Source organism: Streptomyces sp. R33, from assembly GCF_041200175.1.
Lineage (GTDB): Bacteria > Actinomycetota > Actinomycetes > Streptomycetales > Streptomycetaceae > Streptomyces > Streptomyces katrae_B.
The window spans coordinates 2417913-2433141 of the sequence record NZ_CP165727.1; the positions used below are offsets into that span (position 1 = coordinate 2417913).

The following is a 15229-nucleotide window of genomic DNA, read 5'->3' on the forward strand; positions in this document are numbered from 1 at the left end:
CTTCCCTACTGACGGATCTCCGCAGACAGCAGTGTTGAGGAAAACACCGCTTGGAGGCCCACAGTGAAGGTTGTCGCAGCGCACGGCGGAGCGGCGAGGCACGGCAGCGAAGCCGGCGACGCCGTACGTGACGGTGCCGGAGTGTCGTTCGCGCAGCGCAGGCTGTGGTTCCTCGACCAGCTCACCGGAGGCTCCGCCGAGTCCCTGCTCCCGCTGGCCCTGCGCATCCGCGGCGCCCTCGACGTCCCTGCCCTGGAGCGGTCGCTGACGGGGATCGTGGACCGGCACGAGGTGCTGCGCACCCGGTTCACGGCCGTCGACGGAGAGCCCGTACCCGTGGTGGACCCGGCGGGCCGCACCCGGCTGGCGCGGGTGGAGGCGGGCAGCACCGCCGAGCTCTTCGACCGGGAGCTGGCGCGCCCGCTCGACCTTGCGAAGGAGCACCCGCTGCGGGCCACGCTCACCCGCCTCGGGCCCGAGGAGCACGTCCTGCTGCTGGTGGTGCACCACATCGCCGTGGACGGCTGGTCGTGGGACGTGCTGCTGCGCGAACTGGACGCCGGATACCGGGGCGAGGCGGTGGACGCGCCGCCGCTGCAGTACACCGACGTGGCCCGCACCGAGGCCGAACGGCTGGGCGGGCCGCGCATGGAGCGGCTGCTCGGGTACTGGCGCGAGCGGCTGGCCGGCGTCGCCCCACTCGCGCTGCCCGCGGACCGGCCCCGGCCGGCGTTCTGGGACGGCTCCGGGGACGTGGTCCGCTTCGAGCTGCCGGCCGAGCTGGTCGCCGAGGTCGACCGGGTGGCCCGCGAGCAGCGTGCGACCCGTTACATGCTGCTGCTCGCCGTGTACCAGGCCCTGCTGGGGCACTACTCCGGCCGCTGCGACATCGCCGTGTGCACCACCCTGGCCGACCGCGGTCGCGCCGAAGTGGCGGGCCTGATCGGCCCGTTCGTCAACACGATCGTGCTGCGAACCGATCTGTCCGGCGATCCGACCTTCGCCGCCCTGCTGAGCCGGGTGCGGTCGGGGGCCCTGCGGGACTTCTCGCACTCCGAGGCCCCGTTCGACCGGGTGGTCGGCGAGGTGGTCACCGAGCGCGACCTGTCCCGCCACCCGCTCGCGCAGGCCTCCTTCACGCTGCTCAACACCGTTCCGTCGGCGGCCCGGCTGGACGAGCTGGACGTGGCGCTGGTCCGGACCCCGCTGACGGGCACGCCGCTGGACGTGTTCCTCGACCTGAGCCTGCGCGCCAACGGTGACATCGCCGCGCGGCTCCAGTACTCCACGGCCCTGTTCGACGAGAGCACGATGGTCCGCTTCACCGAGGGCTACGTCGAGCTCCTGCGCGCGGTGACGGCCTCGCCTGACACCCCGGTGGCCGAACTCGCCGGGCGGCTCGCGCCGTTGCCCGGCAAGGAGCGGCGCCGCCTGCTCGCCATGGCGGGCTCGGGGCGCCCCGCGCCGACGGCCGCGGCGCCGTTCACCGTCACGGGCGCGCCCGACGCGGTGGCCCTGGTCTGCGGGGAGGAGACCCTGCGCTACGGCGAACTGGACGCGCTCGGCGGCGGCCTGGCCACGGCCCTGCGGGCGGCGGGCGTGGGCCCCGGGACGCCGGTGGGCGTGTGCCTGCGGCGCGGGATCCGGTCCGTGGCCGCGATGACGGCGATCTGGCGGGCCGGCGGGGTCTACGTACCGCTGGATCCCGCGCTCCCCGAGGAGCGGCTGCGGTTCATGGCCGAAGAGGCCGGGCTGCACTGCGTGCTCACCGATGCCGCGACCGGCGGACTGGCCGCCGCGCTCGGCCCGCAGGTGCTCCGGGTGGAGGACGCCGGGGCCGATGCGGGCGCCGCGCACCACACCCCCGACCCGCAGGACCTCGCGTACGTCATCTTCACCTCGGGCTCCACCGGCCGGCCGAAGGCCGTCGGCATCGAGCACGGGGCGATCGCCGCCCATGTGGCCGCCGTCCGCGAAGAGTTCGGGATCACCGCCGGGGACCGGGTGCTCGCCTTCTCGTCCTTCTCGTTCGACGCCTCGCTGGACCAGCTGCTGACCGCCCTCGGCTGCGGGGCCACCCTGGTGGTCCGGCCGGACGAGCAGTGGCTGCCCGCGCAGCTCCCCTCGGTGGTCGAGCGGCACGGGATCACGGTCCTGAACCTGCCGCCCACCTACTGGGCCGAGCTGGCGTTCTCGCTCACCGGCCGCACCGCGGCCTCGCTGGCCCCGCTGCGCCTGCTGGTCCTCGGCGGGGAATCCGTCCCGGCCGCGGCGCTGGCCGCCTGGCGGGCGCGGGCCCCGCACGTACGGGTGCTCAACGCGTACGGCCCGACCGAGACCACCGTCACCGCCACCACACACGAGATCGGCGCGGAGGGAGATTCCGGCAGGGTGCCGATCGGGCGGCCGCTGGGCTCCCGCCGGATGTACGTGGTCGACGGGCACGACGAGCTCGTACCGGTCGGCGAGCCCGGCGAGCTGCTGATCGGCGGCCCGGAACTGGCCCGCGGCTACCTCGGCCAACCGGCCCTCACAGCCCGGAAGTTCGTACCGGACCCGTACGGCGAAGACGGCGACGGCGGCGGCGGGGGCCGGCTGTACCGCACCGGAGACCTGGTGCGCCGGCTGCCCTCCGGGGAACTGGAGTTCCTCGGCCGCACCGACGACCAGGTCAAGATCCGGGGCTTCCGCATCGAACTCGGCGAGGTGGAGGCGGTCTTGGCGCAGTGCCCGGGCGTGGTGGCCGCCGCGGTGGCCGTCGGCGCGGACGCCCAGGGCGGCAAGAGCCTGACCGGCTACGTGGTGGCCGGCCCCGGCGGCCCGGTGGAGCCCGCCGTACTGCGGTCCTTCTGCGCCGGCCGGCTGCCGCACTACGCCGTGCCCGCGGACTTCGTGTCGCTCGACGCGCTGCCCGTGAACACCTCGGGCAAGCTGGACCGGGCCGCCCTGCCCGCCGCCCGGCCGGACGGGGGGCGGGCGGAACGGGACCGGGCGGCCGCGGGCGGCCCCGAGTTCATCGCGCCGCGCGACGCCACCGAGCAGGTGGTCGCCGAGATCTGGGCCGAGGTCCTGGGGGTCGACCGCGTCGGCGTCGACGACGGCTTCTTCGACCTGGGCGGCCACTCCCTGCTCGCCACGATGGCCGTCTCCCGGATAGCGGAGCGGCTCGGCCGCGAGGTGGAGCTGCGCACCCTGTTCGAGAACCCCCGGATCCGCGAGTTCGGGCCGCTGGTGGCCGCCGCCCGGCAGGCGGGCGCGGCGACCGTCGTCCCGGTGGACCGTTCGGGGCTGCTGCCGCTGTCCTTCGCCCAGGAGCGGATGTGGTTCCTGGACCGCATGTCCGACGTCGGCGACGAGTACGTGCTCTGGTTCTCGTGGCGGATGCGCGGCGGGCTCGACCGGGATGCCTGGCAGGGCGCCCTCGACGAGGTGGTGGCCCGGCACGAGGCGCTGCGGACCGCCCTCGTCGAGGTGGACGGCCGGCCCGCGCAGCGGGTGGTCGACGGGGTCCGCGTACCGCTCGTGTGGCAGTCGGCCCCGTCCGGCGACGACGAAGCCTCACGGCTGGCCCGGCTCCGGGAGGTGGCCGTCCCTTACGCCACCCGCCGTTTCGACCTGGCCGGGCCGCCGCTGCTGCGGGCCGGGGTGTGGGAGCTGGACCCGCAGGACCACGTCGCCGTCATCTCCTTCCACCACGTGGCGACCGACGGCTGGTCCAAGGACGTGATCATCGGGGAGCTGGCGCAGGCGTACGCCGCCCGCGTGGCCGGGCGCCCGGCCGGACTGCCGCCCGTGCCCATCCAGTACGGGGACTTCGCGGTCTGGCAGCGCGACCGGATGGCCGGCGAGGAACTGGACCGGCAGCTGGCGTACTGGGAGCGGGCCCTGGCCGGCGTGCCCGTACTGGAGCTGCCGACGGACCGGCCGCGCCCGGCGGGCTGGTCGGGCCGGGGCGGCGCGGTCGAGATCGACCTGCCGAAGGAGCTGGAGGCCGCCCTCGGCGAGCTGGCCCGGCGGCACGGGGTGACCCGGTTCACGGTGCTGCTGGCCGTGGTGCAGATCGTGCTGGGCCGCTGGTCCGGGCAGCAGGACGTAGCGGTGGGCACGCCGGTCGCGGGCCGCGGCCAGGTGGAGCTGGAGCGGCTGGTGGGGCTGCTGGTGAACACGGTGGTGCTGCGCGGGGACCTGTCCGGCGAGCCCTCGTTCACGAAGTTCCTGGGCCGGGTCCGGGAGACGGTGCTCGGGGCCTTCGACCACCAGGAGCTGCCGTTCGAGCGGCTGGTGGAACAGCTGCGGCCGGAGCGGGATCCGTCGCGCAACCCCTTGTTCCAGGTGATGTTCGACGTACAGGAGAGCGCCGCCGGCGGGCCGCGGGTCGAGGGCCTCGACGTGGAGCACTTCGTCCTGCCGTGGGGCTCGGCCAAGTTCGACCTGACCGCCACCTTCCTGCTCTATCCCGACCGGTTCGCGCTGAACGTGGAATACGCGAGCGATCTCTTCGATGCCGCCACGGTCACCCGGTTCGCCGGGCACGTGGGCCGGGTGCTGGAGTCGGTCGTCGCCGATCCGGAGCAGGCCGTCGGGCGGCTGGAGCTGCTGTCCGCCGCGGAGCACGAGGAGCTGGCGAAGGCAGCGGGCTGCGCAGCGGCCGCCCCGGCGGCGCCGTTCACGGTGTCGGGTGCGCCGGACGCGGTGGCGCTGCTCTGCGGGGACGAGAGCCTGACGTACCGCGAACTGGACGGCCTGACCGGCGGGCTGGCCCGCGCCCTGACCGGCGCCGGAGTACGGCCGGGCACACCCGTCGGCGTGTGCCTGCGCCGCGGCGTCCGCTCCGTCGCCGCGATGGCCGCGATCTGGCGGGCCGGAGGGGTCTACGTACCCCTCGACCCCCGGCTGCCCGAGGACCGGCTGCGGTTCATGTGCGCCGAGGCGGGCGTGCACAGCGTCTTCAGCGACGCCTCGACCCACGCCCTGGCCGCCGCGCTCGGGCCGCGGACCGTCCCCGTCGACACCGTCGTGCCCGACCCGGACGCCCCGCACCACACCCCCGCTCCCGACGACGTCGCCTACGTCATCTTCACCTCGGGCTCCACCGGCCGCCCCAAGGCCGTCGGCGTCGAACACCATGCGCTCGGCGCGCACGCCGCCGCGGCCCGCGAGCTCTTCGGCATCACGGCGGACGACCGCGTCCTCGCCTTCGCCTCCTTCTCCTTCGACGCCTCGCTGGAGCAGGTGCTGCCCGCCCTCGGCGCGGGAGCCTCGGTGGTGGTCCGGCCGGACGGGGTGTGGGCGGTGGAGGAGCTCGCCGAGGCGGTCCGCACCCAGGGCGTCACGGTCATGGAGGCCACCCCCGCCTACTGGGAGGAGATCGTCGCCCGGCTCGACACGGTCGCCGGGGACCTCAAGAGCCTGCGCCTGCTCGTCACCGGCGGCGAGGCACTGCCCTCGGCGCCGCTGGCCCGCTGGTTCGCGCACCTCCCCGACGTTCCGGTCGTCAACACGTACGGCCCGACCGAGTCGGTCATCTCGGCCACCGCGCACACGGTCACCGCACCCGTCGAGGGCCGGGTGGCGATCGGCAGGCCGCTGGGCTCCCGCCGGGCGTACGTCGTGGACGCGCTCGGGCAGCTCGTACCCGTCGGGGTGCCGGGCGAGCTGCTGATCGGCGGCCCGGAGCTGGCCCGCGGCTACCTGGGGCAGCCCGCCCTGACCGCCGAGAGGTTCGTACCCGACCCGTACGGCGGCGACGGCGGCGACGGCGGCCGGCTCTACCGCACCGGCGACCTGGTCCGCCGACTGCCCTCCGGGGAACTGGAGTTCCTCGGCCGCACCGACGACCAGGTCAAGATCCGCGGGTTCCGCATCGAACCGGCCGAGATCGAAGCCGTCCTGGAACAACACCCGGGCGTGCACGGCGCAGCCGTACTGGTCCGGGAACTGCGCGGCGAGCGCGCCCTCGTCGGCTACGCGGCCGGCCAGGGGCTCGACGCCGAGGTGCTGGCCGCCTGGTGCCGGACGCTGCTGCCCGGCTACATGGTGCCCGCCGCGTTCGTCCTGCTCGACGCCCTGCCGCGGACCGTGCAGGGCAAGACCGACACCGCCGCACTGCCCGACCCGGTCCTGGCCGCGCCCGCCGCGTCCGTGGCGCCGCGCACCCCGACCGAGGTCGTGACGGCCCAGATCTGGGCCGAGGTCCTGGGCCTGCCCGAGGTCGGGATCCGGGAGGACTTCTTCGCCCTCGGCGGCCACTCGCTGCGCGCCGTGGCGGCCGCGTCCCGCCTGCGCACCGCGTTCGACTGCCCGATCCAGGTACGCGACCTGTTCGACCACCCGACGGTCGAACTGCTCGCCATGGAAGTGGAACGACAGCTCATCGACCAGATCTCCTCGATGAGCGACGACGAGATCGACCTGTCCCTGACCTCCGACTTCTGATCGCCGCAGCGATCCCCGCCCCGGTCCCAGCCTTGATTGGACGGCACTTCCGATGACCACTGCACAGGTCGAACCCTCCACCACCTCTTCCACGAACCCCGGCGGTCTCTCCCCGGCGGCCCGCCGGCTCCTCGAAATGCGCCTGCGCGGCAAGGCCGCCGCCGCGCCCGCGGGCATCCCCCGGCTCGACCCGCGCCCCGCGCAGGCCCCGCTGTCGGCCGCCCAGCAGCGGCTGTACTTCCTCGACCAGCTCGACCCCGGCGGCGTCGAGTACCTGATGCCCGCGGCCTGGCGGTTCACCGGCCCCCTGGACGCGGCCGCGCTGAGCGCCGCGATCGGGGACCTCGTCGCCCGCCACGAACAGCTGCGGGTGGTGTTCACCCAGGAGGACGGCGTACCGGCCCAGCACGTGCTCGCCGCCGCCGACGCACCCGGCCTGGACGTGGTCGACCTGCCCCCGGCGGTGCGGGGCGGCGGCCCCGGGGCGATCGCCGAGGCCGTACGGGAGGTGGCGCTGCGCCCCTTCGACCTGGCCGCCGCGCCCCCGTTCCGGGCCACCCTGCTGCGGATCTCCACCGAGGACCACGTCCTCGTCCTGGCCATGCACCACATCGTCTCGGACGGCTGGTCGCTGGACATCCTGACCGGCGACCTGAGCGCCTGCTACCGCGCCAGAACCCAGGGCCGGCCCCCGCACCTCGCCGCGCCACCGGTCGAGTACACCGACTACGCACACTGGCAGCGCGGGGCCGACGAGAGCACGGAGCTGGACTACTGGCGTACGGCCCTGGCCGGGCTGACCCCGCTCGAACTGCCCACCGACCACCCGCGGCCGGCCGTGCGCACCTGCGCCGGCGCCGTGCACACGGTCGAGCTCCCCCAGCCGCTGACGGCGGCCCTGGCCGAGCTCGGCCGCCGGGCCGACACCACCTCGTACATGACCCTCATGTCGGCCTTCCAGGCGGCGCTGGCCTTCCACAGCGGCCAGGACGACATCGCGATCGGCACCGTCGTCGCCAACCGGGAACGCCCGGAGACCGAGCAGCTGGTCGGGTTCTTCGTGAACACCCTGGTGATCCGTACCGACCTGTCGGGCGACCCGACCTCGGCGCAGCTCCTCGCCCGGACCCGGGAGAGCGTCCTGGGCGCCCTCTCCCACCAGAGCCTGCCCTTCGAGCGGGTCGTCGACGAGCTGAGCCCCGAGCGGGACCTGTCGCGCAACCCGCTGTTCCAGGTGCTGTTCTCGCACTCCGCCGCCGCGAAGCAGGGCGCGTACGCCCTCGGCGACGCAACGGGAACGGCCTTCCCCATCGACCTGACCACCGCGAAGTTCGACCTGACGCTGGACGTCGGCGAGGACGCGGACCGCATCCGGCTCCGGTTCGTCTACCGCCCCGACCTGTTCGACGCGGCTTCGGTGGCGCGGCTGGCCGAGCACACCCTCGCGGTGCTGCAGGCGTTCGCCGAGGCCCCGGACGTCCCGCTCGGGATGGCCGACCTGCTCAGCGCCGACGAGCGGGCCGCACTGCTCGGCCCCGACGGCCCGGCGAACCGCCCGTCGGCGGCCGCCGTACCCGAGCCGGCACCCCGGCTCGCGCCGGAGCGCCTGGCCGAGCGGATCCGGCTGGCCCCCACCGCCGTGGCCGTCTCCGGCGGCGGCCGCAGCCTGACGTACGCCGAACTCGACGCGGCCTCCCTGGCCCTGGCCCGGCGGCTGCGGGCCGCGGGCATCGGCCCGGAATCCCTGGTCGGGGTCTGCCTGGGCCGTTCGGTCGACCTGGCCGTGGCCCTGCTCGGCGTATGGCGGGCGGGTGCGGCGTACCTGCCGCTGGACCCCGCCCATCCGCGGGCCCGGCGGGAGTTCACGGTCGGTGACGCCGGGGTGGAGTGGGTGGTCGCGGACGCCGTCGGCCGCGCCGCGGTGGAGGGGCTGCCGGTGGGCGTGATCCCGCTCGAGGACCCCGCAGAGGGCACGGGCGCCGACACGGCCGGCGGCTCGGCCGACGACACCGGGGAGCCGCTCTCCGCCGTGTCCTGCGGGCCGCAGACGCTCGCGTACGTCATCTACACCTCGGGATCGACAGGGCAGCCCAAGGGCGTCGAGATCACCCACGGCAACCTGGCCTGGCTGCTCGGCGCCGCCGACCGCCACTTCGACTTCGGCACCGACGACGTGTGGACGCTCCTGCACTCCCCCGCGTTCGACTTCTCCGTCTGGGAGCTGTGGGGGCCGCTGACCTCCGGCGGCCGCGTCGTGGTGCTGACCGAGGACGAGGTCCGCGACCCCGCCGCGGTGCACGCCGTCCTGCGCGACGAGCGCGTCACCGTGCTCAACCAGACCCCGGCCGCCTTCAAGGGGCTGCGGGCCCATCTGGCCCAGCAGGGCGAGGAGTTCGGTGCGCTCGCGCTGCGCACCGTGGTCTTCGGCGGGGACGCCTTCGACGCCCGCGACTACCGCGACTGGTTCGCCGTACCCGAGGGTGAGCGGCCCGCTCTGGTGAACATGTACGGGATCACCGAGACCACCGTGCACGTCACCTACCGGCTGATCACCGAGGAGGACACGGTCTCCCCCGTGTACTCGCCGATCGGCCGTCCCCTGGCCGGCCAGCACGGCTACGTCCTGGACCGGGCGGGCCGGCTGGTGCCGCACGGCACGGTCGGAGAGCTGTACGTGGCCGGCGGCGGCGTCGCCCGCGGCTACCGCAACCGGCCGGAGCTGTCCGCCGAGCGCTTCCCCCTCGACCCGTTCGGTCCGGCCGGGACCCGCATGTACCGCACCGGCGACCTGGTACGGGTGCTGCCCGACGGGCAGTTGGCGTACGCCGGCCGGGCCGACCACCAGGTGAAGATCCGCGGGTTCCGCATCGAGCCCGGCGAGATCGAGACCGCGCTGCGCGCCCTGCCCGGCGTACGGGACGCCGCGGTGGTGGCCCGGCCCGATGCGCACGGCGGCGCCCGCCTGGTCGCCCACGTGGTGCTGACCGAGGGCCGGCCGCTGGACGCGCCGGACCTGCGCGACCGGCTGCGGCTCACGCTGCCCGACTACATGGTGCCCGCGCTGTTCGTCCGGCACCCGAAGCTGCCGATCACCGCCAACGGCAAGGTGGACCGCACGTCCCTGGTGGCGGTGGCCGCCGAAGGGGCCGCCGCTCCCTCCGGGCACGTCCCGCCGGCCGGCGCGACGGAGGAGGCACTGGCCCGCATCTGGTCGGACGTGCTGGGCGCCGAGCGGATCAGCCGTACGGCGAACTTCTTCGACCTGGGCGGCGACTCGATGCTGGCCCTGCGGGTGATCGGCCAGGCCCGCTCCGCCGGGCTGGGCCTGAGCGTCCCGGACCTGTTCCGCGCCCGCACCCTGGGCGACCTCGCGGCGCTGGCGACACAGGCCGCCGACGACACCGGCCCCGCGCCCGTGGAGCCGTTCTCCCAGCTCGACCCGGCCGACGCGGCCCGGCTGCCGGAGGGGCTCGAGGACGCCTACCCCCTCACCCTCCTGCAGACCGGCATGCTGCACGAGATGCTGGCCGACGAGCGGCGCGGCGCCTACCACAACGTCACCGACCTCAAGATCACCGTGCCGGAGGGCTTCGACCTGTCCGCCTTCCAGGCGGCGGTGGACACCGCCGTGCGCAGCCAGGACATCCTGCGCTCCTCCATCGACCTCGTCTCGTACGGCGAGCCGCTGCAGCTGGTGCACCGGACCGCCGAACTCCCCGTCGGCTACAGCGATCTGCGCGCTCTGAGCCGTGAGGAGCAGCGCGCGGCCGTGAAGGCCTACGTCAAGGAGGAGTTCTCCCGCCGGTTCGACCTGGCCGCCGCGCCGCTGGTGCGCCTCCACCTGCACCAGCTCACCGACCACGAGCTGCGGTTCACGATCACGGACTGCCATGTGGTCCTGGACGGCTGGAGCCTGACCTCGCTCATCGCGGACCTGCTCGACCTGCACCGCCGGGCCGTGGCCCTCGGGCGGGAGCCGAGCCTGCCCCCGTCCCCCCGGTTCGCCGAGTACGTGGCGCTGGAGCGGTCGGCGGCCGAGTCCGAGGAGGGGCTCGCCTTTTGGAGCGGCCGGCTGGCCGAGCTGCGGCCCGTACGGTTCCCGCGGCGCGGCAGCGGGTCCCCCTGCGCGGGGAGTTCGGACATCGTGGAGATCCGGCGCTCGTACGCGGCGCTGGCCGGGCCGATCGGCCGCCTCGCCCGGCTCGCCGGGGTACCGCGGCGGACCGTCCTGCTCGCCGCCTTCCACCACACGATGGGCCTGTTCGCCGAGCCGGACACCGGCCATCCGGCCGCAGGCCACTCGATCGGCCTCGTCACCAACGGCCGTCCGGAGCTGCCGGGCGCCGACCGGATGCGCGGGCTGTTCCTCAACAGCGTCCCGTTCGGTATCAGAAGGCCCGGCCCGGGGCAGAGCTGGCTGGATCTGCTGCGCACCGTCTTCGCGGCCGAGCAGGATCTGATGCCGCACCGCAGGGTGCCGCTGGCGCGGATCGGCCGGCTGCGGCCGAACGAGCCGGGCCTGGTCGACGTCCTCTTCAACTACGTCAACTTCCACCGGCTCGCCGGGGACAGCTGGGACGAGTCCGAGGAAATCGCGCAGACCATGTTCCCCCTCAACATCAATGTGAGCGTGGAGGGGTTCAGCGTCGACGTCGACACGACGCGGGTGGATCCGGCCGCCGCCGAACAGCTCTCCGACGTGGTGTGCAAGCTGCTGGAGACGATGGTCGCCGACCCCGAGGGGCCGGTCACGGCGCCGCTGCTGGCGGCGGACGCGCGCCGGCGCGCCCTGGTGGACTGGGCGCGGGGCCCGGTGGTGGCGAACCCGCCGCAGCTGTTCCACGAGTGGATCGGCGAGCACGCCCGGCGCAGCCCGCAATCGGTGGCCGTCGCCCACGGCACCCGCGAGGTGACGTACGCCGAACTCGACACGTCGGCACAGGCACTGGCCGTCCGGCTGCGGGAACTCGGCGTGGGACCCGAGGTGATCGTCGGGATCTGCGCCGACCGGGGCCCGGACATGGTGCGGGCGGTGGTCGCCGTGCTCAAGGCGGGCGGCGCGTTCCTGCCGCTCGATCCCCAGCACCCCGCCGAGCGCCTCGCGTTCGTGGCCGGTGACAGCGGGATGCGGGTGCTGCTCACCCAGTCCGCGCTGGCGGGGACCGTACCGTTCGAAGGGGAGACGGTGCTGCTGGATGCGCCCCTTCCGGACTCCGCAGGGCCCCCGCCCGCGGCCGGGACCGGCGCCGACAACACCGCGTACGTGCTGTACACCTCCGGTTCGACCGGCCGGCCCAAGGGTGCCGCGGTGCCCCACCGCGGGCTGACGAACCTGATCCACGGCCAGCGGGACGTGTGCCGGCCCACCGGGACCGACCGGGTGCTGCAGTTCGCCTCGTTCAGCTTCGACGTGTTCGTCAGCGAACTGACCTGGGCCCTCGCGAACGGGGCGCGGCTGTGCACGGCGCCGAAGGAGGCGCTCTTGCCCGGCCCCGACCTGGCGGCCACGATCAACGCCCAGGGGATCACCGCCGCCGCACTGCCGCCGAGCTCGCTCGCGGTTCTGGCGGAGGAACGGGACGAGCTGCCCACGCTGCGCACCATCGTGACCGGCGGCGAGGCGCCCACGGCGGAGATGGCCGATGTGTGGTCCCGCGGTCGGCGCTTCGTCAACTCCTACGGTCTGACGGAGACCTCGGTGTGGTCCTGCGGTGAGATCTGCCGGGTGGGCGGCGGCCTGCCGCCGATCGGCCCGCCGATCCGCAATACGCAGGTGTACGTGCTCGACGACGCGCTCCAGCCGTTGCCGGTCGGGGTACCCGGCGAGATCTGCCTCGGCGGCGACGCCGTCGGCCTGTACTACCTGAACCGGCCCGAGCTCACCGCCGCCACCTTCGTGCCCGACCCGTACGGAACGACCCCCGGCGGGCGGCTGTTCCGCACCGGCGACCTCGGCCGCTACCACGCCGACGGCAGCATCGAATGCCTCGGGCGCCGCGACACCCAGGTCAAACTGCGCGGCTTCCGCATCGAACTGGGCGAGCTCGAACACACGCTGCGGGAGCTGCCCGCGGTGCACAAGGCGGTGGTCCTGCTCCGCCGCGACCTGCCGGGCGACCCGGCTCTGGTCGCGTACGTGGTCCCCGCGCCGGACTGCGCCCCGGACGCGGAGGCCCTGCGACTGGAGCTGCGCTCCCGGCTGCCCCAGTACATGGTGCCCGCGCGGTTCGTGTTCCTGGACGAGCTGCCGCTGAACACCAGCCGGAAAGTGGACCGGGGCGCGCTGCCGCTGCCGCAGGAGCGCTCCGACCTCGACACCGCCTACGTCGCACCGCGCACGCCGGCCGAGAAGGCGCTGGCGGAGGTGTGGCGTACGGTGCTCGGCCTGCCGCGGGTCGGCGTCCACGACGACTTCTTCCGCATCGGCGGCAGCTCCCTGTCGACGGTCCGGGTGGCCGCGCGGGCCGCGGCCCGGGGGCTGGCGGTCTCGGTCCGCGACCTGATCGAGGCACCCACGATCGCCCAGCTCGCCGCCCGTGCCGGGCGGTCGGCGGACACGGCGCAGGACGACGCGCAGGACGTCAGGTCCGAGGTCCGGCTCCGCGAGGGCGCGGGCGATCCGATGTGGTGCGTCCACCCCACGGGCGGCAGCGCTGCCTGGTACGTCGGGCTCGCCCGGGCCCTGCCCGCCGGAGTGCCGGTCCGGGCCTTCCAGGCCCGCGGGCTGCTCGGCGGGGTCGATCCGACCACGGTGGCCGGCATCGCGGCGAACTACGCAGCCGAGATCGCCGCCCATGGGGGGACCGGCCCGCACGACCTGTTCGGCTGGTCCATGGGCGCCAATCTGGCCCTGGAGATGGCGACACAGCTGCACGGGGCCGGCCACACCGTGGCGCCCCTGACGCTGATCGAGCCGTACCTGCCCTGCCCCGCCTCCCGGGAGCAGCTCGCCACCGTCGGCCGGCACATGGAGGAGGGGCTGCGGCTGCGCGACCGGGTGCGCGCCCTGCCGCCGTCGGCCGAAAGGGAGGCGACGACCGCCGAGCTCACCGCGCTGCTGCTGGATGCGGGCATGAGCCCCGGCGAGGCGGCCCTGGTGGAGAACGCCCCGATCGAGGTGTGGCACTCGCTGCTCACCGCCCTGGCCGGCTACGAGCTCCGGCCCTACCCCGGCCACATCCACCTCGTGGTGGGCTCGCAGGCCGCCGGGCTGCCCGACGGCGAGCCGATGCCCGGTCTGGACGTGGGCTTCCGGGAGTACGTCGAACGCTGGCGCGGGCTGGCCCTGGGCGGGCTGACCGTCCATGTGACCGAGGGAGACCACATGTCGCTGATGTCCGAGCCCCTGATCGGCACGACCGCGGCCCTTCTGCACTCCATCCGGACGGAGGCCCGGCGATGACTGCGACCGCGACTGAGACTACGACTACGACTACGACTACGACTGCCACTGCCACTGCGACCGGCCCGGCGCCGGCACCTGTCTGCGCACCGGCCGGATTCACCGAGCGGTACCTGCTCGACCCCGCCGTGAACGCCGACCCGTACGGGTACCTGGGCTCCCTGCGCGACCACGACCCCGTGTACTGGTCCGCCATGCACCGGGCCTGGCTCGTCACCGGCCACGCCCAGCTGATGCACTGCCTGCGCGAACCGGCGGTCTCCGCCGAGCGGGTGCGCCCGCTGATGGACGCCGTGCCGGAGGGCGCCCGCGAGGACGCCGAGCGGGCCTTCGCGATCCTGTCCCGCTGGATGGTGTTCAACGACCCGCCCCAGCACCGGCGGCTGCGCCAGGTGTTCCAGGAGCAGTTCGCGGCCCGCTCGATCGGCCGCTACCGGGCCTTCGTCGAGCGCGCCACCCGCGCCATGCTCGCCCGCCGCGCCGTCCCCGGCCGGATCGGGGACCTGGTGGCCGACATCGCCCGGCCGCTGCCCGCCCTCGTCTTCGCCCGCTGGCTGGGCGTCCCCCAGGCGCACGGCCCGTCCTTCTGGTACTGGAACGCCCGGGTCGGCGACCTCGTCCTGGGTGCGGCCCAGGAGGAGCGCGAGTACCGCACCTCGCTCCAGTCCCTGGTCAACCTGGACGACTACCTCGCCGACCTGGTGCAGCAGCGCCGCGCCGACCCCAAGGACGACCTGATCAGCGCCGTGCTGGCGGGCGGCCAGATCGGGAAGTCGGTCAGCGAGGAGGAGTTCGTCGGGATGCTGACGCAGATGGCGTTCGCCGGCGGCGAGACCACCAGCAACCTCATCGTCAACGCCGTGCTGGCCCTGCTGGAACACCCCGAGCAGCTGGCGGCCGTACGGGAGGACCCGCAGCTGGTGCCGATGGCGGTGGAGGAGGCCATGCGCTTCGACGGCCCGTCGAAGATGTCGATCCGCACCGCCGCCCGGGACTTCGACCTCGACGGGCGGTCCGTCCGCGCGGAGGACCGGCTGTTCCTGGTCACGGCGGCGGCCAACCGGGACCCGGCGCGCTTCGCGGACCCTGACCTGTTCAGCGTCCGGCGCGGCAGCGCCTCGCACCTCGGCTTCGGCTTCGGCGCGCACTTCTGCATCGGGGCGGCGCTGGCACGGCTGGTGGCCGGGGCGGTGGTCGACGTACTCGTACGCGAGTACCCGGGCCTGGAGCTGCTCGACCGGCAGCAGCACACCTGGCAGCTCTCGCTGCTCAACCGCGCTCTGACCGCCCTGCCCGTCCGCTACTGACCGACCGGCGGAGCCGCCGCCCGGCGGCTCCGCCCTCCTGCTCCCCCTCCGGCTTCTCTTCCTGCTCCTCTTCCGGCTCCTCGAA

The 15229-nt window shown here is 74.5% G+C and carries 3 protein-coding genes; all 3 read left to right on the top strand.

The genetic code is table 11. From position 1 onward, the window contains the following. Positions 1–63 precede the first annotated feature (63 nt). The 3 genes from AB5J51_RS11275 (at position 64) to AB5J51_RS11285 (ending at position 15144) form a co-directional block, all read left to right on the top strand. Positions 64–6435 (top strand): amino acid adenylation domain-containing protein, encoded by a 6372-nt coding sequence (locus AB5J51_RS11275; protein WP_369777613.1) that lies wholly within the window; start codon positions 64–66, stop codon positions 6433–6435. Positions 6436–6487: 52 nt separating this feature from the next. After that, positions 6488–13837, top strand: coding sequence for an amino acid adenylation domain-containing protein (locus AB5J51_RS11280; protein WP_369777614.1), 7350 nt, complete (start codon positions 6488–6490; stop codon positions 13835–13837). A 128-nt stretch (positions 13838–13965) separates the two neighbouring features. Then, positions 13966–15144 (top strand): cytochrome P450, encoded by a 1179-nt coding sequence (locus AB5J51_RS11285; RefSeq protein ID WP_369777615.1) that lies wholly within the window; start codon positions 13966–13968, stop codon positions 15142–15144. Positions 15145–15229: the final 85 nt, after the last annotated feature.

Coding starts and splice junctions, on each gene's coding strand:
- AB5J51_RS11280 (WP_369777614.1), top strand. CDS start 6,488: ATGACCACTGCACAGGTCGAACCCTCCACCACCTCTTCCACGAACCCC.